Genomic DNA, 23208 nt, shown 5'->3' with positions numbered 1-23208 from the left:
CTTAATCACCCAGTGAAATTTTTAATAATTTTCTCTAATTCTGATTCTGTAATTGAAGGTTTTACTACTTCAACACCATGTTTTTCCTTTTCTTCATAGTATTGTTCAAGTAAACCTGCTTTACTTAATGCTCCAACGATTATGTAGTTTCTTGTTGGGTTTTTCTGTACTGCATCATAGAGAGTTAGTTTTTTCTCTTTAACTCTTGATGTTTTAACTTCTTTTTTAACAGATTTTTTAGTCATAATAAATCTCCATCAATTATTATTTCTTCAAATAATTCTCCTCCTATTGGGTAATAGGTGTGGTAATCCATTTGAAGTTTGAAAATGGTTCTAAGAATAGGTGTTTCGTATTCCAATTCATCCAAATCCGTGATGCTGTTAATGTGAAATGTGTTTTTAACTATGTTGTTGGTTTTGAAAAAAGAGGAATACATGTCTTTTATGGGACATTGTTTTTTGATTTGGTTTAAAGCTAAGCATTCGCTTTTTAAAAGTTGGCAGCATGGCTGATTGTAATTTTTGCATGTGTTGAAATGATTAGCTTCTGCTTTTAAAATTTGATTTTTTACTGATTCTATAATGGATTGTCTTTCGTGTTCGGTATTGCACCAAACATTTATCCAAATATCTGAAGTGTATTTTTTCTCGATGTGTTGGATGTGGTCTATTTCAACATATCTTCTTCTTTTGAAGTTTTCATCTGCCTGCATTATTGTTATGCATGGTGTTTGGTCAATTGGAGCGTATCTCCTTATAACAGGTACATGACGGCCATTATAGAATATTTTATTTTTAAGAAGATTTAGGAATGCTTTTTCCATGACAAACATGCTTCTACCCCAGATAACCTTGGTTTTTTAATTCTTGTCTGAATAGTTGTTGGAAGAATTTTCGTGTTTTGTTGGCGGTTCTGGTTACGAATGGATTGGGATGTGATCCTGGATGTTGTACGGATTTTCCATATATAACCTTGCCGTCAGAAAGTGCTTTTTTGTTTTTAACTTTAATTTGGTGAGGTGCTGTTCCATATTGAACATGAACCCAGTATTTAACGCCTGCTGTAATGCAAACTGTTGTCATGTTGGGGTGGCTCATCCCAATACTTCTTCTAAGAGTTCCTGTAACAACTGGTGCTTCTTTTTTCATGGTTCCTTCGCTTTTTAATCCTGTTTTGATAAGTGCGTTTTCAATTACTTTGTCAAAATCGGCATTTAGCATTTTTTCTATGCGAGGTCCTGTTTCAACATTTATGTTTATCATAAGATCACTGGCTTATGGTGTTTCTTAACTGTGATTTTCTTATGGTACAGTATATGGTTCCAGTTTTCAGGAGTTCCTATTATTTCATAGGTGTTTTCCCCTACTTTTATAATGTCAGTATCGTTTATTTCTATACTTGGAGGTGTGTAGATGTGGTAGATATCCTGCAATATTTTTCCGAATTCCTTTTGTGTTGAATTTGGTGATGCCGGTTGCATATCTGCATTTAGTGTTTGGCGATGTTGGTATGAATCCTTTCGCCCATAATCATCGTACTCTTCCATATATTCCCATAATTCAATTTCAGTGTTGTTAAAAAACATTTTATATCATTCTTCCAACAGTGCTGAATTCTTCTTTTAGATTTTCAAGTTGTTTTTGGATTAATGATCCTTTCCCTAGACTAGTGTCTAAAGAAATTGACACGTCTCCTTCACTTATGCTTGCCGCATTCTTATCCCACGCAGAATCCAAACTGTATTCAAGCATGTCAAGTATTAATGGTAAGATAAGATTGCTGTACTGTTCATCGGTGATACAATAGGTGTATTCCAATTTCAAAAACCCGTTATGTGGAATGTCTAGATAGATTATTCCTTCTTGAGAGTTTATGGTGAAATCATTTTCAGATATTTCGTTTCCATTTATTGTAAGAGAATTGACTTCATAAATAGGATAGTAATCTGCTACTAAAGTTAAACCGCTGAATGTTTTTTCGAATTGTATCTTTTCTGTTGGTTGTAAAGGAATTCCAATGGTTTTTACAATATCTGCTTTAATAGTTTTTAGAAGATTTTCAAAGGCATCATCTTCAATGGTTATTCCTTTTGATTCAAGCAAATCCTTTAACTCATCTTCATTTATCAGAAATATCAATCCTCCACCAATTTAATCTTATTTTATCCTTGGCTTTGAACTATGGTAATGCTAATGCTATGATTGTCAGCGTCAACAGTTACGTTGCTAGAGCTTTCATAGTCATTATAACCGTTCTTGGTTGCTGCTACACTATAACTACCATAAGGTACGTTTTTGATTGTTGCGCCGCCTGCTGCTCCGGTTCCAGAATCTGAAGTTGCGTAATCATTATTTTCACTGTCTGTTAAAGTTACGATTGCTCCTTCAATTGGATCTGTTCCGTCGGTGACTGTTACTGTTACGTCGATGATTTCAGGATTCACCTCAGCTACTGGGAGTTCCATCACCAATACCTGTTATAAGACCATCCTTAAACTCACCAGTATTTTGAGTGGTTAAAAATGCGGCGATAACGTCTTTAGTAGCTAGCTTGTTGACTGGAATGTTTGGGATTAAGGTTGGTGGCATTAATCTTCTAACTTCAATAGTTGAAGAATCAATGATTGCCATTTTTCCGCCGTCAGTGGTGTCGAAGTTACGGTCGACGAGAATTGGCATTTCTGTACCTTCAAGGCTGAAATAGGAAATAACCCTATGGCCTAATCCGATATCAACCTTATCAAGGAAGTTTCTTTGATTTGGCTTAATCATGTCTTTTAATTGTTTTGCAACATTATAAGAACAAACCATTACGTCAGGATTACCATTATCATTGTGAAGTTCTTCAAGCATGTCATCAATGATTGCTTCAGTGATTTTTTCACCTTGCAAATCTTCAGTGTGAGTTTTGATAGTGGTGGTGATACCTTTGAAATCCTTATTTGTGTTTCCACTTCCCTCAAGAATTGCGGTGTCAGTTTTATTGTTAATTTCAATAAACTTCTGATCTTGTCTTCTTTTGAGAACGTTGATTGCTTGATTACCTAACTGTGCCATCATGGAAACTTCGATAGGAGCTACAATGGTTCTCATCTTATTGAGGACTGGGAGAATAGTTTCTGCATTTGCATCTGGAATCTCATCACTTTCATCAATCCATTTTACATCAGATTCCTCTTCACGTTTTTCTTCAAAGTATCCGACAAGTGCTGCCTTATTATCAAGAACTTGTCCTTTTGATTCCAAGTATCTTAAGAAAGGTGCTTTTTCAAAAGTTTTGGATTGCAATACTGTACTGTATTCTATCTGCATTGCATCAGGATAATTGCTGGTGGTTTGCATTGTTTTTTGCAATGCTTCTATTTCTGCAGAGTTAACTGCAACTTGTTTTACTACTTCTTCGATTTTTAGATCTGTCATTAATAATCACCCTTTTATTTTTTTTTATAAGTTTTGTGAAATGGCATTCATTATAGGATTAACATTCCTTTGCCTTTCCAACAACATTTTAGATGTCTCCTCAGTAGTGAATGTCTTTTTAATGCCTGCTGCATCTCCATTGATGTCTCCGGTTTTGTTTAAGTCTACTTTTGGCTGTGGATTTCTGTTTTCATCAACACTTTTGAAGAATTGTTTTTTAAACTCGCCGAATGTTTTCTCCATGGATTGTGACATTGACTTTTGCATTTGCTCTGCAAACTTGTCCATGTCAATGGATTTGCTTACTTCGTCAGCTTCACCATCATCCTGTTTGTCTTCTGGTTTTTCATCTTTGGATTTGCCTTCGATTTCTTCTTTTACAATGTCTTTTACTTTCTGTTCTATTTGACTTGTTATTGAGTCAATAAGGCCTTGTTCTTTTTCAGACCATAATTCATCGATTGCTGATTTGATTTTTGCATCGATATCTTCATTTTTTGGTTGGTCTGTAACCTGATTGTTGTATGTCATTTTATTATCCTCCATTGATTGCATGTTTTTTAATATTTCATTGCACACGCCCTGAAAACATGTTCCCTCAACTATTCCACTTTTTGCAGTTACTGTTCCGAGAGTGTCCATGTTTGCAGGGAAAGGTGTTAAACTAATTTCGTATAAATTCAAATCTTTTACGCTTAATCCTCCAACATCATTACGATTGAAGCTTGTTGGCTTTCCACCAATACTGAAACCTAGTTGAACTCCAATATCAAGCATTTCCTTGATTTCAGGAGCATGCTTGCTTAATATTCTAGCCCCAATATGAAGCTCGTTATCGTTGGAATCCAACACTTCAGTTATTGAACCCAGTACTCCGTTTAGGCCATATTGATGGTCTCCATGAAGATTCTTGCCTTTGTTTAGCAGTTGCCTTTTCATAGATTCTATTGCTGAAGGAAGCATAATATCTTTCTGCAAGTCAACATTGCTAGTGCTTGCAATACCCTGTATGTCTAAGGTGCCATCCTCATTTAACTTCACACCACCATCAGATGTGGTGTTTTTGGTTAAAGGAACATAGACCTTAAACTTATCATTAGTGTTTATAGAGTCCATAAATATCTAAAACCCTCTTTCTAAAAAAGAAAAAAAATAGAATTGTATTTAAAAAAAAGAATGTTTAATTTTTTTAGGGAAAAAAGAAGCAAAAATTTTAAAAAACAAATAGATTGTGTTTATTTATAGAAAAAAGAAAGAATCCAACAAAGAAAACAATGATATGTTATATTTTTTTTTGGAAAGAAAAAAAAAAATTTGTTTTAAAAAAATTCATGCTTCTTCAATATACAGTGTAACGAAAAAGAAAAAAAAATAATGCACTTTCAATTAATCCTCAAATTTATATTTTTCTGGATCATAATCGGGATGGGTGGAAAGTAATAATTCCACAAAATTTTCATATTTACGAGGATCCAAATCATGTATTTCCTTTAAAAACTCTTTTCTACGACATTCAGGCAACATATCAAATGCAGAATACATTGCATGAGTTTTTCGAAAATCAAATTCTTCTCCATCAAATTGATGTTTGGCCATAATTAATCACAACCCCCACTAATATATTATTAAATATATAAATTAACTATTATATTATTTTGGTTTAATAAATGTCATCTTAATACCATATTTTTTCAAATAATCATTAAAAATCTTTGTTTGAGCTTTAAAAGTCGAAATCTCAACAGATTTGGATATGTTTTCGAGATTTTGCATAAGTTTAAATCCACTAATCGAATATATATCAATAGATTCTTTATATTTTTGTTTTTCTTTTGTAGATTTTTCATTGAGAAACGTATTTCGTTTCCTATATGCTCTTTTATAATCCTTATGAAAATCTTTATATCTAGATTTATCAATGTCTCCTTCATCACGATAAAATTTGTTTCTTATAACCATAAATCCATTTGAAGAATATATGATATTATACTTAACTTTATTATCAATAATACCAGTACACAAATCAATTTCATGAGGTAAGGGTATTCCAGAAGGATGATTATGAATTGTAAGTCCAAAATAAGAATTTTTTACCTCATCTCTATCTGATTTAGGTAATCCAATTTTATCTTTTTTAAAATCTGTAGTGGCATCAGATATTATTTTAAACTCAGCATCCGTAGTTGTTAAATATTCTATTTCTTTCTTTTTTATTTTATTTATAAAATGAATTAAATTATATGTGACACAGTTAATATCATCATCATCCACAACATCTTTTAAGCTATTTTTAATAGATTCTTCCGACCAGTCGATATCATGTTCATCATATGAATATTTTTTATTATCTGAAGTGAAATCCATAAACTTCGGATTTTCTTTTATTTCCAATTCTTCATATTCATCTACTATTGCTGTTATGGTGCATCTGCAGTTTGGGTGGTATAGTGGGAGGTTGTCTGTGTCTTCAATAGAATAAGGGTTGTTTTTTTCTGCTTGTTGGCAGATTGTGCAGACGTTGGTGTCTTCTGCGGTTAGTACTTCTACTTGTTCTACTCCGTAGTTTTCGTAGGCTTGTAGTGTTCCGGTGAGCATTGCACGGCCAACCTCTGTACGGGCAATCATCTTCGCCCTTTGAGTAGCAGATAAAGTCATACCCTCCAAAGGCTTCAAACCAGATTCCTCAATAGCCTTCGCCACCTCATAGACAGACTGACCCTCAGCAACACCTCTGAAAATATGATGCCTAACACTACCACGAAGATCATCAGACAATCTTTTAATCAAATCAAAATTATAATCCTGAAGAAATTCCAAAGCATACATTGAAGAATCATTAAACACTCTTGCTTGACGGATGTCTCTGTAACCTCTTGATTCTCCTGCACGATACATTCTTTCAATTATCTCGTCCGCAGATAAACTTGTATCATAAACGATTTCATCTAATTCATCATCTATGGCTTCAAATACTTCTTCGGTGAGTTTAATATTATTATAGAAATATTCTTTGGCTTCATTACTGTTAATCCACTGAGAATATTTTGATAAAGTGGAATCAATCATCCTCATCAAATGCCTAGAATACTCCAAATCATCAGATGATAAACTTTTATTTATCTTATTGTCAAAATCAAGAATCTCCATCAGCAGCCAATTGGTTTTCCTCCTTTCGATATCCACTATCATTTGGAGTACTCCTTATTCAATCTTTCCAGATATAGTGCTTTTTGTAGAGTTTCAACTTCCGGCCTATTATTTTTCTGTTCATTTACACCTAAAGGCAATATATTGTTTGTCTCCGATGGAGTTGTTGTTCCGAACATTCCATAATTCATCGGCACATCACCCCAAGCCACCGGCTCCAAACCATAGTCTGTTCTTACTTCGTTGATGTATTTCACACCATTCTTGACTTGAAGGTCTTCAATCTGTGCACGTGTAAGCTTGTTTTCCAAGTCCATATGATTATATTCAAATATCTCCTTGAATCCAGTACGGCCAAGAACCTTATTGAAAGCATTTTCAATTGTTTTGCATTCACCGGACAATGTCTTGTTGAAGCTTTTCTCCTGAGCTTCACCAGTGCCACTACCCAAGCTTGCAGTTTCGATTATTCCAATAATAGCTGGAGGTACCTGAAAGCCAACTAGGACTCTGTCTCGAGCATAGGTCATCAGGTTCAGGAAATCCATATCTCTGTTGCTGTTGCTGGTGGATTGATATGATATTCCTTTTCCGAAAAGCAATCCTTTCTTGTTGCCGTCTGCTTTTATCCTGTTTATTGTCTGCTGTACAGTGGTTGATTTTACATTTGAATCAAAACTTACAATTCCCCTTGGATCTATACCATTGTTTTCGAATATCTCCTTGTTATGTTTCATTCCTTGAAATTCCAATGCGATGGCCAAACCTATGCTGTCTATTTCTGAAACTCCCCAAAGATGATTGTGCACTTCAATTCTTGGTTCATAAATATGAATCAGTTGGTCGTCTTCAAAAAGATAATCTGAATTTCTAATACCCCACTGCTCTGTTTCCCTATTATACATCATAAGCTCTGTGGGAATATATTTGAATCCTATGGGGATGTTGCCGTAGTTTTCATCGTAGTTGATTTCTATGAATGCGTCGCCCGTAAGTTTCCATGATTTCCATATCTGGTCATTCAATATTGCAAATGTCTCAGGCTGATTTTTACCTTGAGGATCCAGGAAAAGATTTTCAAGATAACTTACAGTAACAGGATCAACTTCGACATTATCCCTGTCCTTAATGCTGAAACCGTTCAAGAGGCTGTATCTGCTGAATGCTTTGATACATGATTTTACATAAACGTTGTTGTAGGCTTGATAATATGTTCCTAGGTCTCCCTGTGTTTTGTTTGAGCGTGTGAAACTCCAACCATAATTGTTCATGAATGCGTCATAAAAACTGTTGGTTTTAGGTCTTCTTAATCCAGGAAGACTATCTATTCCTTTTTTTATAGTGTTGATAAAACCCAAAAATATTACTCTCCTGATAATAAAATAATAAAATAAAAATAGTTGTCAAGCATTTTTTTTAGAAGGCTTGACACTTGATAAAAAATAGCTAAAAAAAATAATACATCTTGTTTTTCTTTTTATGAAATGTCTATAATTTCAAATGGTTCAAAACCAATTAACTCTTCATTAAGATAATTAAAAGCATGACTCGCTGCATCAACAATATCATCATGAGCACCATCAGGAAAAGCACGAAACTCATCAATGAAAATTTGCCTCAGCTTATCATCAACAATATCAACAAAAACTTCCCCATCCAAAATCTTATGCTGTAGTGGTGTTGCCCTGTCTGATTTGCTGTTGTCTGATACAGCCATTCCACGTTCAACAAAGTAGCCTTCCAATTGCTTTTCCCATTCGTCAAAAAGAATCGCACCGGCAGCAGCAACTCCTGTTTCAATAATGGAAACATTGTCTACACCATCTTGCCTTACCTGTTCCTTAATGACATTTGCCGTGTTCTCGTTTCCAAACTGACCATAGACAAAGTCAGTTATCAGCACTGACTTCATATCGTCGAGCAAGAACATTGGCACTCCCGCAGTATAGTCGCTTGAGCCTGTTTTGCTTGATGCAATATCCCAACCTCTTACCTTTTGCACTATTTCCATCTCCGGTCTGCACCAATGAATCTTATTAAGGTTAAAGAAATCGGAAGTATCGTCTATAGGCTTTTGCTGATAGATTGACTGAAAAAGCCGTTCTCCAATTGTTTCCTGTTTTTTTCTTAAAACTTCTATGGTGTATCTTTCTTTCCATAGTGGTGTGCCATCTGGAAGAATAGCCGGAAATGTAACGAACTTGTAGTCTTCATTTCTTTCCCTTTCCAAAAATGAAATCAAGTCATTGCTATGCCAACGTGTGTGCAGTATCACCAAACGAGTGTGAATTTCTATCCTCTGTTCAATAATGGAATCAAACCAGTTTAGTTTCTTTGACAGTTGCGTTGGAGTAATATCTTCAATCCCCTTGTATGGATCATCAATAATCAGATAATCTGCATCTTGACCTGTAATAGAACCTGTAGCTCCAACAAGACGAATGCTACCAGAGTATAGTTTTCCCTTGTTGTCTTCGAACTTGATATGTGTGCTTGAATGTTTTACATCTGAAAGATGAACATTGAAATAAGGCCCTATCTCTTTGACCAGTTCCCTTATTCTTATACCGAAATTCTCTGAAAGAGAAGCCTCTGCATTAACAACAAGAATGTTCAAGTCGGGATTGTTTAGGATTAACCATAATGGATAGGCCAATGTGACCATTGATGATTTGGAATGTCTTGGGGGCGTACTGACACATAAACGATGAAAATCACCAAGATACAGCTTCATCAATTCCCTTGAAAGAACACGTATATGTGGAGCTTCAACCTTATCGGCATAACGAGAAGCCACAGTCTCCATATAAAAATCGTACAAGTCATTGATACAATCAGCCATCTTCATTTTCCCCATTCAGTATAGAACGTATCTCATCATCATTAAACTTATCAGATAAATTCAAACTATTGTTCAATTCAACTACAATGTCATTGCTTTTATTGAAATCAAGTTGAAGCTTGATGTAATCTTTAAGAAGCTTGGCCTTATCCAACAGATCAATTTCATAGGAATTCATGACATCCCTGATGATTTCATCACCATAGCTGATTACAAGTTCTATTATCGATTGTGCATCTACTCCTCTTGCTACTGCTTCATCGAATCTTTTCTGAGCCTTGTCTTTCTTTGCCACTTCTTTTTTCACAGCTTCGGCTTTTCTTTTTTTCACTTCGCTTGCAACACTGGAATCAATGTCAAGATGATTCCTCCTATAAGAGTTTATGGCATTGAATCCAATCTCCTCATCATATTGTTCTTTCAAGTAAGCAGATACTTTTCTGCCACTCCAACCCTTCAATAATAAATCAACAATTTCATTAAAATGCTCTGACTTTTCAACTTTAGTTTTAGGAGGCATAAATATCTACATCACATAATATTTTTTCCCTGAACCGATTCAAACTTCTGAATTGAATTGAATTATACTGAATCGATTCAAATGAATCATTTATTTTTATTCAACAATTTTTAATTGTGATCCTTTTAGTGTATTAATTCGAATAGTATTGGTACTGCAATGGCCACTACTGCAATTATTACTCCAATTACCCATTTGAGAGTATTTATGGTGGATTTCATTTCCAGTACGTCCACTCCTAGTTTTTCTATGTCATTGCTGTTTTTGAGTGTGTCTTTGTTGTTTTCCTCAAGCATTGCTATTACTCTTACGACGTTGGCGTTTAGTTCGGCTACTTCTTTTCTTTCTTCTTCTATTGTAGCCATCATCATGGTTATTTCATCGTGCTTTTTGTCTACTCTTGTTTCGAGTTTTATGACTCTGTTTTCTAGTCTTCCTAATCTTTTTTCATTTTGAATGCATCTTTCTTCAAGCCCCATCTTCATCAACTCCTTGTTCTTCTGGTGTTGATTCATCACTTATTGAAGATAGTTCTACAGGGGGAGTTAATATTTCCTGTTTTAGTGCAACAGTTTCAAGATTAGGCTGGTTTATTAATGTATTGTCATATCTTGAATCGAAGTAGGCAAGTATTAATCCTATGGCTGCTACTATTACTGCTATGTATTGGTTGCTTGTTGTTTCTGATATGCTTAGGTATGGTGCTATTGTCATTACTGCGAATTTTACGATTGTTGTAATGTTTCCTTTTAGGTTTAGATCTTCCATGAAAAATCAATCCTCCTCTTTGGGATTTTAAAAAATAGTTACTATTTTTGGGATGGAAAAAAAATATTTTTTAGAGTTTTTTATAAAAAAAATGAGGGAAAGGAAGAATAAATCCTGAAAAATATATTTTAAGGTTTAGATTAAGATAATGTTGATTAATATCCTATTTTTTTAAAAAAAAGTATTTTAATATAATATGTAATAAGATTCAATGAGCTATGTTTATTTTTATAGGATAATTAATCTCCACTATTCTTTTTTTCTTTCCTTAAATCGATTTTTTTAGATTGCTCTTTTTTTCCTTTCCCTTTTTTTACCAAACCCTGATTTTTTTTCCAAAAAAGGAGAAATGATTTGATAAAAATCTTTTGCTAATGCATCAGATGAAAAAATCCGTATTTTTTTTGTTAAAAATGGCAGCAAAAAATATAAAATATGTTTATTCCGTTTTTAGGAAAAAAATGTAAAGTTTTTCATGTTTCACGAGCTTTTAATTGATGATAAACTGTAAAGTTTTGTCGTATAATTGTACCGCAATTCAAACAGAATACTTCATCATGATATTCATCATAAACTATCCTGGAGTCGTCACAGTCACAAACAAGGTCCACTAATAATTTATTCCCATCTGAAACTTTAACAATCTGAATATTGTTTTGCTTAAAATTCTTAAACATAATCCTTAAAAAAACATTCCCCCTCACTATATAGTGTAACGAAAAAGGAAATAAATAATGATTAAGAAAAATAATACTTGGTGAATAATAATGACTTCATTACGCATATATCAAATAAAAGGATTAACATTAAATGATGTTCTTAAAATTAAAAACTTTGAAAAAATAAACGAAGAAGATCAAGAAACAAAAGTAAAATTAAAACAACATATTCTTAATTTTAAAGAAGAAAAAAATTTAATATCATTTACTTTTAAACATGAAACTGCAACAAAAATAGAAATTGATGGTAAAAATGTATCTAATTTTCATGTGTATTCTGGAGAAATCTGGATTCTTTTTAAGAAAAATCATACTTTTTTATTTTTATCAACATATGAAACCTCTGAAGATTTAATATATTCTATGATATTACAGATTATACAAACCTCAATAAACAATTTAGAAAAAGAATTAATATCTGAAAAAGTAGATTTGAAAGAGTGTTTTGTTGAAGTTATAAATACGGATGCTTCAAAAGTTACAAGTTCATGGTTTAGAAAAATTACTCCTCATGACCAATCCGCATTTCTTAGTGGGACATTACGTGATGATGAAGGAAGAGAAAGTAATTTATATCGTGAATTAAAAAAAACAGCACAACAACAGAGCAGTATTTCAATAATATCTAAAAAATTAGCAAATAAAATAACAATAAGTGAAAGTAAAATATCATCTCGAAATAATGAGATAAATCATATTTCACTTATTGATTATTTTGAAAAAATTTTATATGAAATTATGATGTAATAAAACTTAAAATTACAGTAACTATCTTATCGATTGCTTCTTGATTGTCTAACTCTAAAAAATGTAATTCATATTTATTATTGAATTTAGTTACTTCAAAATCATCACATTTAATTGAATCTCCAAAAATTTTAATAAGATTAGATTTAGATAAAATATTTGAGCTTAAAATAAATTGAGTTTTTTGATTAATAGAATGAATGTAATCTAATTTCTGAAAATCTCTGTAAATATCAAACAATGTATTTATTCCATCTTTTAAATTCCTAAACGGAATATTAATTTCTTGTTTTATTAAAATATTCTCCTCTATGGGAAGGTCAATTCTAATAGAAATATGATGATTTCTACGTTTTAAATTTCCATAAATATAAGGATAATCAATATCTGGATGAAAATCATATTCTTTTAATAATCTTTTGAGATTCTCTTTAAAATCGTCATACTCTATATCTTCAGAAATGTTGAATGAATGTTGAAGAATTATTTGAAACTCATTCTTAGACAATAATCTCTTATTTATCCAATTATGAATCCATTTAACTATAGGATAAGATTGTGTTGGAAAAATAACTGAAATTATTGTAAAAATTGATCCAATAAAACCAATAATTGCAAATATAAACTCAATTATTTCCCACATTATATCATCCCAATTTTTTATATATATTTATTATATTTTTTATTAAATTTAAACCTCTTATGTTCATGTTTTTTAGTTTTTTCCAAATATAATCTGGGAGCAGCATATTTAAAAATTTCTGGAGCCCCTCATATAGAAATAATTTTTAGAATAATGAAATATTATAATTTAAGATTTTTTTCAGATTCCTTACACATTTCCTCAAATGTTATTTCACCATTAAAATATTTTTTAGTTAATTCCATTCTTCTACGATCATTGAAATGTATATCCAATTTAATTTGTTTTTTATTTTTTGATTTATCATCCATATTTATCAACTCTTGTAAATTTTATATAATCTTCTAAAATAGAATTATTTTCATAATTTGCCCATAATATTTCTCCAAAAATACCATATCTTCCCTTCGCTCTCCATAATGCATTGTTATAATCATCCTTAACTTCCTCAACTATGATATTTTTAATATCTTCAGATATTTTTTCTTTAAATTCTGCTATATAAATATATCTAGGGGCGTGAACAATCAAATATTTTTGAAAAATAAAATCTGTTTGAAGCATTTCATTAAAATCTTCATCATTGAACGGTACATCATCAATATGAAAATGAGAAATACTAATTTCATCATCTTCCTGAAATACCATATTAACTTGTCCAATATACACTTCATAAGGATTATCACTAGTAACATAATCACTAATATTTCCATCAGTTAAATTAATTATATATCCCCATTCAACTTGCTCATCTTTAATAAACTTATCAAAATCAAACATGCTAAATTTAATAATTCCAGGTAATTCATTAGGCAATTTATCTTCAGAAATTTCTTTAAATAAACTATTACGCTGATTACTTTCAAACTTATTATAAAAATGGAAAGGCAATAAATCAAATATTTTAACATTTTTATTTTCTTCTAATTCTTCATAGTCCTCCACTATTGCAAGTACACTACATCGACAATTAGGATGAAACAAAGGCAAATTATCCGTATCATTAATATCATAAGGGTTGTTTTTTTCTGCTTGTTGACAGATTGTGCAGACATTGGTGTCTCCTGCTGTTAGTACTTCTACTTGTTCTACTCCGTAGTTTTCGTAGGCTTGTAGTGTGCCTGTGAGCATTGCTCGGCCAACCTCTGTACGGGCAATCATCTTCGCCCTCTGAACAGCAGACAAAGTCATCCCCGGCAATGGTTTCAAGCCTGATTCCCCAATAGCCTTTGCAACTTCGTAGACAGATTGTCCCTCTGCAACTCCTCTGAAAATATGATGCCTAACACTACCACGAAGATCATCAGACAAACGCTTAATCAAATCAAAATTATAATCCTGAAGAAATTTCAAAGATAGTTTGGTTGCATCATTAAACACTCTAGCCTGACGAATATCCCTGTAACCTCTACTTTCCCCCACACGATACATTCTTTCGATTATCTCATTTGCAGACAAGCAAGTGTCAAGGATAATTTCATCTAGTTCATCATCAATCACCTCAAACACTTCCTCAGTGAGTTTAACACTATTATAGAAATATTGTTTAGCTTCATTGCTGTTAATCCACTGAGAATATTTTGATAAAGTGGAATCAATCATCCTCATCAAATGCCTAGAATACTCCAAATCATCTGATGATAAGCTTTTATTTATTTTATTGTCAAAATCAAGAATCTTCATCAGCAGCCAGTTGGTTTTTCTTCGTTCTATGTCTACTATCATATTTTTATTCCTAGTCTTTTGAGTTCGTTTTTGATTGTTAGCTCTTCTTTTTCGAAGTCTTTCTTTGAATGTCCGCTTAATCTTCCTGAGCCAAGACCCCATTTGCTTGTAGGATAGTTGATATCATATTTTTGCCTGTGTTTTCTTACTCTTTGCAGTGTTTTTTCCTGATATCCGTATTTTTTACATGTGTCGCTGCAGTATTTTTGACTGTTCCATGTTTTAGTATATTCCTTCCCACACCATTTACAGACACTCATAATTATTCACTCTTCGAAAGTTCCCACATAAGCAGCAGTCAAATGAATGCTTTTGGATCCGTCAATGAAGTCAGGTATTTCTGGATTTATCTTCTTGCATTCGTTTATGAAAGCTACTAGTTCCTTTTTTGTTAAGGTTTCATCAGTTCTTTTAATTGACAGTTCGTTGAATTTTCTTGTAAGGTATTCATAATTTTCTTTCAATTCTTCCAGTTCATTCATTGTCAATTTCCCTCATTTTAATTAATGATTCTCTAATATCATCATACTCTTTTTTACTTTGGATACAATCTAACAAATCATTACATAGAAATATTTGAGCCTGTACAATTTGTTTACCTGCCTCATCGTCATTCAACTCACATTCCATATATTGTCTTTGTTTCATTGTGTAAACTAATCTGATTAATTCAGTGATTTCTTCAACAGTGACCTCAATTTTCATAGTAATTTCTCCAGTCTTGCTTCCAATTCATTCTCCAATTGATCCAATTCTTCCTGCAGCTCTGCTACTCTTTCCTTGTTGTTGATGATTTTGATTAGCTGTTTGGTGAATGCCATCTGGTTTTTTATAGAACGTATTTCCTCATTCAGCACATTCATATTATACACTCCCCACTGCATCTTCTTAATATGTTCACTCTCCATCTTTCTCCATTTGTGGTTTGTAATATTTTGGGAATCCTCTTTCGATTTCAAAACCTATTTCTTTGGATAATTTTTCCAATGCTTCCCTACGACCAAATTTAACATGCATATCCTCCTCTGATTTGCTTCCCGTGTCAGCAAATTCAAAATACACCTTTTCAATAAGTGCTTTAACATCATCGATTGAAATCATATCCTCATCTTGAGGGAATGATTTTAAATAATTTTCAATCAACTCAAATACTTTCCTTGCATAGACCCTATCAGATTCTTTGATTTTTTCATCAAGATCATTGTAAGGTATCCATAAAGTTTTCCACCTTTCCAGCCTTTCATCCTGTTTAATTATTAACTTCCCTTGTTCATCGGTTGTATAATTGTAAACAGATGCAATATTTGCAATATCTAATAATTTATCCATGTCTTTTGCAATGCTTTTGCTCCATTCAATCCACTGTTCATGCTCCAATTCAGCCAATTCTTCAATCAAAAAATCTTTATCATTAATTAGCCCATATTCAATCATAATCTAATTCTCCTTTCAATTTTCTGCCCAATCTTCTCATTGTCTCCCTATTATGCTCGTAGTTTGGATCATCTTCATTGAAGATGTTTCCAGGAAAACCTAACAAACCTTTATAGAAATTTTTCAAATATTCTTCATTCATAACTATCCCCACTTCCTTCTCAAATAAAAATGTAGCCTATGGAAGAAACTTAAATGAACTCCTTTAAGTTCATTCAAATTCCTGACTTCCTGTCTCTGTGACTTTTCCGCCACATATTTCTTCATACACCTAACACCTCAGCACGGACTTCCCAATAGCGGCTTTTATCCCAACCAGTCTTCTCCATTGCCCTTGCAATCTTAAAGGCTGTGGATTTCTTGCGGAATTTACCGAAAAATTGGGATTTGCCATCAATTGATTTCTGAACACGAAAATAACCATCACCATCATGGGAAATGTTACGAGGCATTACGCCCCTTTTCAGCCTAACGTAATCATATTCCGTACGAATCAATTCTCTCAACGTATTCCACTCATTCTGAGCCAAATCGTATTTCACAAGAATATCCACTACACGAAGGTCATCAATATAGTCATCTGTAACAGCAGGTAAAATCTTCTTCAAATCATCCCTTGTTTTTTTAACTCTTCCGTAGCATTTGCGTCTGAATCCTGATTCTGAAATCGCATGCTTTCTCCAACGCTCGTATTCGATGTTAGTCAAGTTATGCTTATTCATCAATTCCTTCTTGGTCAATCGTGTATTGACATAGTCTTCCTTGAATTCTTCAAAGCCCTCGTATAGATCCTTTGAATATTGCTCGATAATGGCCATTATTTCAATAGCCTCCCTCATTATATTTCCAAACCTTAAAGTCAAGTGACCTGTTCAAGTTTCTTAAATCAACTTCACATCTTAAAATGCTGGTTTTAACCCCCAGTATTTCTTTTTTGATGAAAAGCAGTTCCAAATCAATATGGGCTTTACGCCCTTCGGCATTGGTGATTCCAAGTTCTTTCCATTCCTCTTTTGATTTGCTTTGAAGCTTTGCAGATTCCACATCCCGTGCCAACTCCAAACCCATCAATTTTATCTTATGGTCAGCCAATTCTTTTTCAACAGCCTCAATCTTTCCAATTGTATCTTCAATTTCCAACATCAGCATTCAACTCCAGGACAATGCATCTTCCACTAAGGATTTTTCCTCGTTTGGAAGATCCTCCATTCTCATCCTAACCCTTTCATCAAAACTCAAACCATCATCTGATTCTTGGTTTTCATCCCAACATGACTCCAGGAAACTTACAACCTTATCAACCTTTTTCTTATCAACTACCATCTTATATGTCCCCTACAAACTTATGCAAAACCTCTTTTTTATTGACGCAGATATCGTCAACATGATTATCGCAAATCCACGCCAAAGCAATATCCATCAAACCAGCATTATACTTCCTAATCCAATTATAAAAACTATACTCGCTTATTTCATGCTCCCAATCGATCTTATTGTAAATCTCCTTTTTAGGAATTCCCTTCCTGCAGGAAGAAACAATAATCAAAGCCTCACTAGCAGTAACAGGAATCCCATTCTTGCCCTTGCGAGTTTTAAAATACCTTTTATCAAAAGCAGTGAAATACAAGTAGATATGGCGAACATTTGTTTTTGAAGCTTTCCTTTTATTTGCAGATTTTTTGAATGCCTTATCAACAGCATCTTCAACTATCTTCACATTTTCGTTGTCAACCGGCTTGATTTCCTCTTGTTTTTTAGAAGGAAAAACCCAATAATGGATCTTCCTTACAATACTTTCCAACATTTATAATCCCTCTTTTTCTCTTTTGAAAATATACTGTGTACCAGTAGCATACTCCTTTTTCTCAAAACCTTTTTCAAGCAAGTACTCCTCAGCAATCCTTGCCTTCTCATCTGAAACCCATTCCATTATTTTCACATTGAATGAAAACCCAATGTCCTTGGCATAAAATCCAAGAGGATGAGTAACATAGCCATCAAATGAAGCACCAAGAATGTTCATCAGATAATCAACTATTTCATAAGTGGTTGTTTCATTGTCCAGTAAAGATGTTTCTTCGGTCATTTTTTTCTCCTTTTTTTATAACAATGTTATATTTTATCATTATTTTTGAAATTTTAAAATAATAATAATAAAATAATAATAATTTCCTTTCAAAAATTGTCATACAAACTTGTCACACAATTCTCTTTTAATATATTGGAAAACTGTATGACGTATGACGCACCCGTATGACAAAATCCTAACATTCATCCTCCAAATCGTATGACAAACCTGTATGACACATAGTCCTAAGATGATCAACCACACACTCCAAAAAACTATTAGCATCAAAACCATTCTTACGACCATAACTCAAAACAGCAGACTTACCCCCATCAGAACAAACCTGCTCCAAAGCATTCTCCCCATAACCATCAAAAACCCTCTTAGCATAACCATGACTAACCTCACCAATCAAAGAAGCCAACTCCAAATCATTAAGCTTACGAGGCTCAATAACACGAATCTCATTATTAATATTACACAATTCAGACTCTTTCTTATAAAGCTGAGATTTAAGATTAGCAATCTCCAACTCCTTTTCACCCTTCTCAAACTCAAGACAATCCATTCTAGAAGCAAGCTTCTCCATTCCAATACGCCAAAAATCCTCATCAGTGTACCTGCTGCTACCCTTCACGATTTGTGATTTCCTCTTCAAATCATCAGTAGTACGAATACTCACCCTAGCTTCCTTAGGATACCTAATTCTACCCATAAAATCAAACCTCCATCTTATACTCCTCATATTTGCGGTCAATAAAATCCTCAACTTGACGAATGTGCTTGCAAATCCTTTTCCTGAAATGAAAATCAGGACAGGTGCAAAACCAAATCATATCCTCATAAAAGACGTTAACAATATTGGGATTGCCAGGTTCAGATGCTGACTCAACTTCAAACATCATTCCTTGATTATCAGCAATCAATATTCTAGGATTCATATTATCTCCTGTGTGGAAAATTGTTTTAGGAATTCTCTTGATGCGGTCATTGCATCTGAAGAAATGTCATGCTTTCCCAATTCAAGTGCAATATTGCGTCTGGTGGTTGGAATGCCTTTATCCTCCAATATTTCTTTCATTTTCTCTATGGTTCTTGGAGTTTCATCTTCCTTCATTTCAATGCATTCCTTTTGAGTTGCATTTACAGAGGGAACTTCGCTCTTGTAAATCAGGAAAGTGTTTCTGAGAACTTGAAGCTTCAACTCCTCGTAATCGTTTTCATCTTTTGTTGGGATTCTTACATTGAGCTCTCCGTATTCATTATTCCAAGATTTTACTTTCAATATAAGGGCATCTTCTATGATGTTAAACCATAGGGATAATTCCTTTTCGAAACATTCATTTTTCAATATAGACAAAACCACATTCAATGGTGTTTCCTCATCAATATCATAATTTGGGAGATTCCTCTGAATCTCCGCCAACTTACGATAAACCACATTCATATTGGTTCCTCCTTTCTTCCACGCCATTTAGTGCATTCATTGGAAAAAGAGTTTCCCTAAACTCAAGACAATCCATTCTAGAAGCAAGCTTCTCCATTCCAATACGCCAAAAATCCTCATCAGTGTACCTGCTGCTACCCTTCACGATTTGTGATTTCCTCTTCAAATCATCAGTAGTACGAATACTCACCCTAGCTTCCTTAGGATACCTAATTCTACCCATAAAATCAAACCTCCATCTTATACTCCTCATATTTGCGGTCAATAAAATCCTCAACTTGACGAATGTGCTTGCAAATCCTTTTCCTGAAATGAAAATCAGGACAGGTGCAAAACCAAATCATATCCTCATAAAAGACGTTAACAATATTGGGATTGCCAGGTTCAGATGCTGACTCAACTTCAAACATCATTCCTTGATTATCAGCAATCAATATTCTAGGATTCATATTATCTCCTGTGTGGAAAATTGTTTTAGGAATTCTCTTGATGCGGTCATTGCATCTGAAGAAATGTCATGCTTTCCCAATTCAAGTGCAATATTGCGTCTGGTGGTTGGAATGCCTTTATCCTCCAATATTTCTTTCATTTTCTCTATGGTTCTTGGAGTTTCATCTTCCTTCATTTCAATGCATTCCTTTTGAGTTGCATTTACAGAGGGAACTTCGCTCTTGTAAATCAGGAAAGTGTTTCTGAGAACTTGAAGCTTCAACTCCTCGTAATCGTTTTCATCTTTTGTTGGGATTCTTACATTGAGCTCTCCGTATTCATTATTCCAAGATTTTACTTTCAATATAAGGGCATCTTCTATGATGTTAAACCATAGGGATAATTCCTTTTCGAAACATTCATTTTTCAATATAGACAAAACCACATTCAATGGTGTTTCCTCATCAATATCATAATTTGGGAGATTCCTCTGAATCTCCGCCAACTTACGATAAACCACATTCATATTGGTTCCTCCTTTCTTCCACGCCATTTAGTGCATTCATTGGAAAAAGAGTTTCCCTTTTTCTTGCATTCGAACTTCCAGTCAACCATATTGTTGATCTTCTCGGAAATCTTGCTTGACTCGTTTTCCTCTGTCACAATCAGATCCTTCTGACCTATGAAAATCACGTTTATGTCTGATTTTCTCATGCATTTCCAGAGCTTGTTGAAATTCTGGCTACGGTTAAGCCAAGCTTGCTGACCTTTAGCATCATTAGGAATTAATAAATCTGTCAGGCTTCCTACACCATCGATGATTAAAGTGTCGAAATCTTTACTTTGACATATGTCAGTGATGATGTTGCTAATGGCTGTAACAAGCATGTTCGGGCCAGTTATTTTCAAATCGAGAATTGGCAGTTCAGTGTGGTTGGTGTCATCCATATCCAACACCACCGGTGACAATCCTTTCTTTTTACAGTATCTTTCAGCAGCAGTACTTTTCCCTGTACCGTCAAGACCATAAATGAGGGTCTTGATTTTCTTATCTTCTTTCTTTTTGAACTTTAACATTCTAATCAACCTTTCCTTAACAAATACAATTCATCTGACACGTAGAACAATGGAATTCTTTTTTCATCAGATACTCTTTCAATAAACTGTGCTGGAGTGTATAACGCCTTCCAACAGTCTTCACTAGGATATTCAGCAACAACATCACGATACCTGATGAAGAAATCATCTGCAGTAATCAGGTCATAGTAATCTAGAAATGTTTCCAATTGTTGGAAACTGCTTACTGCAAACCATTGTAGTATCTGACAGATTTCATCACTGTACAATTCTATTCTGGGAAATGCATCCCTTACCACTTCAAAAAGAAACATTTTTAGAAATCCCCCAAATGATAGTAGTAGAGATTGGATTCAGTAGCTGAACCAATAACCATGTAACAGATCATCACGAACAGAATCAAAGCAAGGAATGATGTTAATGCAATCAATATGAAACTGTTTCTTACAGTCCATTCTTCGACCTCTTCCTTTTTAGCTTCCCATCTCTCACCGTAGGACAATTTTTTCTCAAGCCTTACAGGGCTTTTCCCGGTTCTAAATAGTTGCATGAGAATCACCTCCAAGATTATCGGTTATTTCTCTGCATTCCTTTTTAACAGCACTGTGATAATAAAATCCTTCTAGAAGATTGCATAATTCTTCATCTGTAACGCCTGTGTAGAAACGGACGAATTCAACGAATTTTATGAGGTTTGTGAAATCTTCCTTTGCAAGATGATAGCAGCATCTTACAATTGGATCTTCATTGTTTTGCCAGAATGCCGGAGGATTCATAACGCAGCCTCCACTAGAATTTCAAGGATTGATGCGTCTGCAACTTCTCTGATGACTGAATATTTTGAATCAATACCTTTAGGGTCGTTTTCTTCCTTACGGAATATTGCTCCGATTGTCCATCTGTTGAAGCTTCCGGCCTTTTCAATGTAGGGTTTGAGATAGTCAAAATCAGGAATGTCCTTTTCCTCGTAGCAGACAATATTTAGGACATTTTCATGTGAATCTGTTAGAATTCCCTGAATCTCATTAGCATATCTTGCTGCTATGACTACTTCATTCCATCTGTCCTTGTCTTCCTTTGAAGTGTTTTCCCAGTCACCCCATAGGCATTGTACTATGCCTTTTCTTTGGTCTCTTTCAAAACGGTTTTTGATGGTTTCGTGCTTTGATTCAGCATATCTAAGTTCGTTTTGCAGGATAGTGGTGTTCATTGTACACCTCCCTCTGCTGCGAAATTCACCCATTCCATCATTTCATCCGCTGACATTGTCCAGACATTTGGAGAGTTTACCTGTGGAATCTCTTCTTCAGGTGTTTCTGGATCTAGAATGTTAAGGATTTTTTCCTCTGATGTTTTCCCCATTTTTTCGGGGAGTTTGCGTAATTCGTCTTTAAAAAAGTCTACTTGTTTTTTCAGTTTTAGACAATTCTCACATACTGTGATAATGTCTTCCTCTGTGAAGGGAACACCCCTCACCATAATAAATTCACTCATTGAAATTTCACCTTGTTTGGATTTTTAAGATGATTTTAAGAGTTGCAGCCCTTAAAAACCTTCTTGATTATTGATTAGTATAAACTACTATATAAATATATGCTTTATTATATGCTATTAAATATATATATGAGTATGCTTAAATATAAGAATATTAAATATAATAAATATAAACATAAAGGTATGAGATTAATGTATTCAAGTAAAGTACAACAACATGGAGGAAGCAAAATAGTCTCCATTCCAAAAACAATAGTGGATTTATTAGAAATAGAAAAAGGAGACTCAATGATTTGGGAACTAAATTTAGAAGATAAAACATTATCAGTTAAGAAAAAAGAAAAATAATTTATTTTATTAAATTGACAAAAATGCTTAAAATTAATGATAGCTCTCGCTAATGATATTAAACTTCTTTTTGCCCATTGATTCTTATTTAAATTAAATATAGGTAATTTTAAATAGTTTTTATTACATATATTAAAAGTGGTTACGGAAATCGTTTCACCTTGTTTGGATGTTGATTCTATTTTTTGTAACCGATGTGGGCGAGAATGTTGCAGCATTCTACGACCCCACAATTAAATAATTGATTACAAAAATATTAATATTAAGCTCTTCTTTTTCTTTTAAACGTCCTTTTCTATCGTCATGAGCGAATCCCCATAATAAAATTCACTCATTGAAATTTTCTCCCATATAAAAAAATAAACTATTTTTCATAAA

The 23208-nt window shown here is 33.6% G+C and carries 44 protein-coding genes; 2 read left to right on the top strand and 42 right to left on the bottom strand.

Annotation, left to right across the window (positions count from 1 at the left end):
- Positions 1 to 5: 5 nt before the first annotated feature.
- The 16 genes from Q4P18_RS07225 to Q4P18_RS07150 all read right to left on the bottom strand — a co-directional run bounded on the left by Q4P18_RS07225 (position 6) and on the right by Q4P18_RS07150 (position 11376).
- Positions 6 to 245 carry a hypothetical protein gene (locus tag Q4P18_RS07225; protein ID WP_303337338.1) on the bottom strand — a complete coding sequence of 80 codons (240 nt, stop codon included), beginning with the start codon at positions 243 to 245 and terminating at the stop codon, positions 6 to 8.
- Entirely contained in the window at positions 242 to 835 is a 594-nt protein-coding gene (locus Q4P18_RS07220) for a hypothetical protein (protein WP_303337336.1), read from the bottom strand. The genes Q4P18_RS07225 and Q4P18_RS07220 overlap by 4 nt, the downstream gene beginning before the upstream one ends.
- Positions 836 to 839: 4 nt before the next feature.
- The gene (locus Q4P18_RS07215) at positions 840 to 1265 is read right to left on the bottom strand and encodes an HK97 gp10 family phage protein (RefSeq protein WP_303337334.1); all 426 of its coding nucleotides are present in this window, start codon (positions 1263 to 1265) and stop codon (positions 840 to 842) included.
- Complete coding sequence (locus Q4P18_RS07210; RefSeq protein WP_303337332.1) at positions 1262 to 1549, bottom strand: hypothetical protein; 288 nt, start codon at positions 1547 to 1549, stop codon at positions 1262 to 1264. The genes Q4P18_RS07215 and Q4P18_RS07210 overlap by 4 nt, the downstream gene beginning before the upstream one ends.
- Positions 1550 to 1589: 40 nt before the next feature.
- A complete protein-coding gene (locus Q4P18_RS07205) occupies positions 1590 to 2141 on the bottom strand; it encodes a hypothetical protein (RefSeq protein WP_303337330.1) in 552 nt (183 codons plus the stop codon).
- 23 nt (positions 2142 to 2164) lie between these two features.
- Positions 2165 to 2467, bottom strand: coding sequence for a carboxypeptidase-like regulatory domain-containing protein (locus Q4P18_RS07200; protein ID WP_303337329.1), 303 nt, complete (start codon positions 2465 to 2467; stop codon positions 2165 to 2167).
- Complete coding sequence (locus Q4P18_RS07195; RefSeq protein WP_303337327.1) at positions 2448 to 3422, bottom strand: phage major capsid protein; 975 nt, start codon at positions 3420 to 3422, stop codon at positions 2448 to 2450. The genes Q4P18_RS07200 and Q4P18_RS07195 overlap by 20 nt, the downstream gene beginning before the upstream one ends.
- A 24-nt stretch (positions 3423 to 3446) precedes the next feature.
- A complete protein-coding gene (locus Q4P18_RS07190; RefSeq protein ID WP_303337325.1) occupies positions 3447 to 4538 on the bottom strand; it encodes a hypothetical protein in 1092 nt (363 codons plus the stop codon).
- Positions 4539 to 4808: 270 nt separating this feature from the next.
- Positions 4809 to 5018, bottom strand: coding sequence for a hypothetical protein (locus Q4P18_RS07185; RefSeq protein ID WP_303337323.1), 210 nt, complete (start codon positions 5016 to 5018; stop codon positions 4809 to 4811).
- Positions 5019 to 5072: 54 nt separating this feature from the next.
- The gene (locus tag Q4P18_RS07180) at positions 5073 to 6611 is read right to left on the bottom strand and encodes a phage minor head protein (RefSeq protein WP_303337320.1); all 1539 of its coding nucleotides are present in this window, start codon (positions 6609 to 6611) and stop codon (positions 5073 to 5075) included.
- Complete coding sequence (locus Q4P18_RS07175; protein WP_303337318.1) at positions 6608 to 7927, bottom strand: phage portal protein; 1320 nt, start codon at positions 7925 to 7927, stop codon at positions 6608 to 6610. Before Q4P18_RS07175 ends, Q4P18_RS07180 begins: the two co-directional genes overlap by 4 nt.
- A 119-nt stretch (positions 7928 to 8046) precedes the next feature.
- Positions 8047 to 9411, bottom strand: coding sequence for a hypothetical protein (locus tag Q4P18_RS07170; protein ID WP_303337316.1), 1365 nt, complete (start codon positions 9409 to 9411; stop codon positions 8047 to 8049).
- Positions 9404 to 9931 carry a hypothetical protein gene (locus tag Q4P18_RS07165; RefSeq protein WP_303337314.1) on the bottom strand — a complete coding sequence of 176 codons (528 nt, stop codon included), beginning with the start codon at positions 9929 to 9931 and terminating at the stop codon, positions 9404 to 9406. Before Q4P18_RS07165 ends, Q4P18_RS07170 begins: the two co-directional genes overlap by 8 nt.
- A 125-nt stretch (positions 9932 to 10056) precedes the next feature.
- Positions 10057 to 10416: a hypothetical protein gene (locus Q4P18_RS07160; RefSeq protein ID WP_303337311.1), complete on the bottom strand. Its 360-nt coding sequence runs from the start codon at positions 10414 to 10416 to the stop codon at positions 10057 to 10059.
- Positions 10400 to 10699, bottom strand: a complete 300-nt coding sequence (locus Q4P18_RS07155) for a hypothetical protein (protein WP_303337309.1) — start codon at positions 10697 to 10699, stop codon at positions 10400 to 10402. The genes Q4P18_RS07160 and Q4P18_RS07155 overlap by 17 nt, the downstream gene beginning before the upstream one ends.
- A 473-nt stretch (positions 10700 to 11172) precedes the next feature.
- Complete coding sequence (locus Q4P18_RS07150; RefSeq protein WP_303337307.1) at positions 11173 to 11376, bottom strand: hypothetical protein; 204 nt, start codon at positions 11374 to 11376, stop codon at positions 11173 to 11175.
- A 90-nt stretch (positions 11377 to 11466) separates the two neighbouring features.
- On the opposite strand from Q4P18_RS07150, the gene Q4P18_RS07145 reads away from it, so the two are divergent.
- The gene (locus Q4P18_RS07145) at positions 11467 to 12165 is read left to right on the top strand and encodes a hypothetical protein (protein ID WP_303337305.1); all 699 of its coding nucleotides are present in this window, start codon (positions 11467 to 11469) and stop codon (positions 12163 to 12165) included.
- Here Q4P18_RS07145 and Q4P18_RS07140 read toward each other — a convergent pair.
- From Q4P18_RS07140 to Q4P18_RS07015, 26 genes are all read right to left on the bottom strand, one after another.
- A complete protein-coding gene (locus tag Q4P18_RS07140; RefSeq protein ID WP_303337303.1) occupies positions 12155 to 12808 on the bottom strand; it encodes a hypothetical protein in 654 nt (217 codons plus the stop codon). The two genes, Q4P18_RS07145 and Q4P18_RS07140, sit on opposite strands and share 11 nt — an antisense overlap.
- Positions 12809 to 12969: 161 nt before the next feature.
- On the bottom strand, positions 12970 to 13119 hold the full coding sequence (locus tag Q4P18_RS07135) for a hypothetical protein (protein WP_303337301.1): 150 nt from the start codon (positions 13117 to 13119) through the stop codon (positions 12970 to 12972).
- Positions 13112 to 14533: a phage minor head protein gene (locus Q4P18_RS07130; RefSeq protein WP_303337299.1), complete on the bottom strand. Its 1422-nt coding sequence runs from the start codon at positions 14531 to 14533 to the stop codon at positions 13112 to 13114. The genes Q4P18_RS07135 and Q4P18_RS07130 overlap by 8 nt, the downstream gene beginning before the upstream one ends.
- Positions 14530 to 14793 carry a hypothetical protein gene (locus Q4P18_RS07125; protein ID WP_303337297.1) on the bottom strand — a complete coding sequence of 88 codons (264 nt, stop codon included), beginning with the start codon at positions 14791 to 14793 and terminating at the stop codon, positions 14530 to 14532. The genes Q4P18_RS07130 and Q4P18_RS07125 overlap by 4 nt, the downstream gene beginning before the upstream one ends.
- Before the next feature lie 6 nt (positions 14794 to 14799).
- Entirely contained in the window at positions 14800 to 15015 is a 216-nt protein-coding gene (locus Q4P18_RS07120; RefSeq protein WP_303337295.1) for a hypothetical protein, read from the bottom strand.
- A complete protein-coding gene (locus Q4P18_RS07115) occupies positions 15008 to 15238 on the bottom strand; it encodes a hypothetical protein (RefSeq protein WP_303337293.1) in 231 nt (76 codons plus the stop codon). The genes Q4P18_RS07120 and Q4P18_RS07115 overlap by 8 nt, the downstream gene beginning before the upstream one ends.
- Positions 15235 to 15396, bottom strand: a complete 162-nt coding sequence (locus tag Q4P18_RS07110) for a hypothetical protein (protein WP_303337291.1) — start codon at positions 15394 to 15396, stop codon at positions 15235 to 15237. Before Q4P18_RS07110 ends, Q4P18_RS07115 begins: the two co-directional genes overlap by 4 nt.
- Before the next feature lie 34 nt (positions 15397 to 15430).
- A complete protein-coding gene (locus Q4P18_RS07105) occupies positions 15431 to 15967 on the bottom strand; it encodes a hypothetical protein (protein WP_303337289.1) in 537 nt (178 codons plus the stop codon).
- On the bottom strand, positions 15960 to 16109 hold the full coding sequence (locus Q4P18_RS07100; protein ID WP_303337287.1) for a hypothetical protein: 150 nt from the start codon (positions 16107 to 16109) through the stop codon (positions 15960 to 15962). The genes Q4P18_RS07105 and Q4P18_RS07100 overlap by 8 nt, the downstream gene beginning before the upstream one ends.
- A 121-nt stretch (positions 16110 to 16230) precedes the next feature.
- Complete coding sequence (locus Q4P18_RS07095) at positions 16231 to 16806, bottom strand: hypothetical protein (RefSeq protein WP_303337285.1); 576 nt, start codon at positions 16804 to 16806, stop codon at positions 16231 to 16233.
- On the bottom strand, positions 16790 to 17110 hold the full coding sequence (locus tag Q4P18_RS07090; protein WP_303337283.1) for a hypothetical protein: 321 nt from the start codon (positions 17108 to 17110) through the stop codon (positions 16790 to 16792). Before Q4P18_RS07090 ends, Q4P18_RS07095 begins: the two co-directional genes overlap by 17 nt.
- Positions 17111 to 17116: 6 nt before the next feature.
- Positions 17117 to 17290 (bottom strand): hypothetical protein, encoded by a 174-nt coding sequence (locus Q4P18_RS07085; protein WP_303337281.1) that lies wholly within the window; start codon positions 17288 to 17290, stop codon positions 17117 to 17119.
- A gap of 1 nt (position 17291) precedes the next feature.
- On the bottom strand, positions 17292 to 17771 hold the full coding sequence (locus Q4P18_RS07080) for a hypothetical protein (protein ID WP_303337279.1): 480 nt from the start codon (positions 17769 to 17771) through the stop codon (positions 17292 to 17294).
- Positions 17772 to 18053: a hypothetical protein gene (locus Q4P18_RS07075; RefSeq protein WP_303337277.1), complete on the bottom strand. Its 282-nt coding sequence runs from the start codon at positions 18051 to 18053 to the stop codon at positions 17772 to 17774.
- A 178-nt stretch (positions 18054 to 18231) separates the two neighbouring features.
- Positions 18232 to 18750 (bottom strand): hypothetical protein, encoded by a 519-nt coding sequence (locus tag Q4P18_RS07070; RefSeq protein WP_303337275.1) that lies wholly within the window; start codon positions 18748 to 18750, stop codon positions 18232 to 18234.
- Positions 18751 to 18754: 4 nt separating this feature from the next.
- Positions 18755 to 18976 carry an SWIM zinc finger family protein gene (locus tag Q4P18_RS07065; RefSeq protein WP_303337271.1) on the bottom strand — a complete coding sequence of 74 codons (222 nt, stop codon included), beginning with the start codon at positions 18974 to 18976 and terminating at the stop codon, positions 18755 to 18757.
- Complete coding sequence (locus tag Q4P18_RS07060) at positions 18973 to 19482, bottom strand: hypothetical protein (protein WP_303337269.1); 510 nt, start codon at positions 19480 to 19482, stop codon at positions 18973 to 18975. The genes Q4P18_RS07065 and Q4P18_RS07060 overlap by 4 nt, the downstream gene beginning before the upstream one ends.
- Positions 19463 to 19672: a hypothetical protein gene (locus Q4P18_RS07055; protein ID WP_303337273.1), complete on the bottom strand. Its 210-nt coding sequence runs from the start codon at positions 19670 to 19672 to the stop codon at positions 19463 to 19465. The genes Q4P18_RS07060 and Q4P18_RS07055 overlap by 20 nt, the downstream gene beginning before the upstream one ends.
- A gap of 37 nt (positions 19673 to 19709) precedes the next feature.
- Complete coding sequence (locus Q4P18_RS07050; protein ID WP_303337271.1) at positions 19710 to 19931, bottom strand: SWIM zinc finger family protein; 222 nt, start codon at positions 19929 to 19931, stop codon at positions 19710 to 19712.
- Complete coding sequence (locus Q4P18_RS07045; protein WP_303337269.1) at positions 19928 to 20437, bottom strand: hypothetical protein; 510 nt, start codon at positions 20435 to 20437, stop codon at positions 19928 to 19930. Before Q4P18_RS07045 ends, Q4P18_RS07050 begins: the two co-directional genes overlap by 4 nt.
- Entirely contained in the window at positions 20434 to 20988 is a 555-nt protein-coding gene (locus tag Q4P18_RS07040) for an ATP-binding protein (protein ID WP_303337267.1), read from the bottom strand. Before Q4P18_RS07040 ends, Q4P18_RS07045 begins: the two co-directional genes overlap by 4 nt.
- A 5-nt stretch (positions 20989 to 20993) precedes the next feature.
- Positions 20994 to 21302: a hypothetical protein gene (locus tag Q4P18_RS07035; RefSeq protein ID WP_303337265.1), complete on the bottom strand. Its 309-nt coding sequence runs from the start codon at positions 21300 to 21302 to the stop codon at positions 20994 to 20996.
- A 2-nt stretch (positions 21303 to 21304) separates the two neighbouring features.
- Complete coding sequence (locus Q4P18_RS07030; protein WP_303337262.1) at positions 21305 to 21538, bottom strand: hypothetical protein; 234 nt, start codon at positions 21536 to 21538, stop codon at positions 21305 to 21307.
- A complete protein-coding gene (locus Q4P18_RS07025; RefSeq protein ID WP_303337260.1) occupies positions 21525 to 21764 on the bottom strand; it encodes a hypothetical protein in 240 nt (79 codons plus the stop codon). The genes Q4P18_RS07030 and Q4P18_RS07025 overlap by 14 nt, the downstream gene beginning before the upstream one ends.
- Entirely contained in the window at positions 21761 to 22198 is a 438-nt protein-coding gene (locus Q4P18_RS07020; protein ID WP_303337258.1) for a hypothetical protein, read from the bottom strand. The genes Q4P18_RS07025 and Q4P18_RS07020 overlap by 4 nt, the downstream gene beginning before the upstream one ends.
- Positions 22195 to 22467: a hypothetical protein gene (locus tag Q4P18_RS07015; protein WP_303337256.1), complete on the bottom strand. Its 273-nt coding sequence runs from the start codon at positions 22465 to 22467 to the stop codon at positions 22195 to 22197. Before Q4P18_RS07015 ends, Q4P18_RS07020 begins: the two co-directional genes overlap by 4 nt.
- Positions 22468 to 22674: 207 nt before the next feature.
- Here Q4P18_RS07015 and Q4P18_RS07010 point away from each other — a divergent pair, with 207 nt between their 5' ends.
- Positions 22675 to 22830 (top strand): AbrB/MazE/SpoVT family DNA-binding domain-containing protein, encoded by a 156-nt coding sequence (locus Q4P18_RS07010; protein WP_303337253.1) that lies wholly within the window; start codon positions 22675 to 22677, stop codon positions 22828 to 22830.
- Positions 22831 to 23208 lie beyond the last annotated feature (378 nt).

This window comes from Methanobrevibacter sp. (assembly GCF_030539665.1).
Taxonomy (GTDB): domain Archaea; phylum Methanobacteriota; class Methanobacteria; order Methanobacteriales; family Methanobacteriaceae; genus Methanocatella.
Note: the sequence above shows the minus strand (reverse complement) of the source record. Positions and strands in the feature narration are given on the sequence as shown.